Below are 791 nucleotides of genomic sequence, written 5' to 3'. Positions count from 1 at the left end.
AGGTTCTTATTCGACTGTGAGTATCCGTGGGTCTAGTGCAGCACAAGTTAATGTGTTTCTCGACGGCATGTTATTGAATGATGCGCACGGAGGAATTGTTGATCTTGGCAATATTCAATTGAGCTCAATCGAGAGAATAGAAATATATCGTGGTAATACCCCAGCGCAGTTGGGCGTGTCATCAATTGGTGGTGCAATAAATCTCGTAAGCAAAAAAGGTGCTGCGAAGCCTTATCATACTGTGAGGGCGGGCTATGGATCGTTCAAAAGCCAGCTCGGCGCGTTGACCTCTGCTTTTCATTCTGGAGATACAAATTATCTTGTTAATGCAGAGTATGTTTCTAGCGACAACGACTATGAGTTTTTAAATGATCGGCAGACTCCTAACAATCCTTTCGATGATGAGGTACAGCGTCGTCAAAACGCACAATACGAGCAAGGAGCGATTCATTTATCTGCGGTCACAGATATCTCTAAGTCTTTAGATGCAAATAACGTAGTTCGCTACTCGAAGTCTTCTAAGGGCGTGCCGACTGCGCGAAACGCCAAAGATAATTCGGCGACATATGATGTTGAAACCCTATCTATTCAAAGTAAGTTGAATCATGAACTTTCTACTAGGTTAAAAGCGTCTTATCAGATTTATGGTTCGCTGTTGAAAGGCGATTATGACGACACTGAAAACAAAGTTGGTCTGTCTGCAAATCTAGAGAAATCTGAGTCATCTAATATAGGCGTTAAAACTGACTGGGCTTTATCTTCGGGTAATCATTTGTTCAATATTGCCGCAC

General features: G+C 42.4%; 1 protein-coding gene. It reads left to right on the top strand.

The genetic code is table 11. The annotated features are described in order from the left end of the window. Positions 1-791, top strand: a 791-nt coding sequence (locus tag A3739_RS18235; RefSeq protein ID WP_156502673.1) for a TonB-dependent receptor, incomplete at both ends; no start/stop codon positions are given.

It is taken from the genome of Oleiphilus sp. HI0067 (genome assembly GCF_001635735.1).
The sequence above is the reverse complement of the archived record's forward strand: the minus strand, read 5'-3'. Positions and strand labels throughout refer to the sequence as shown.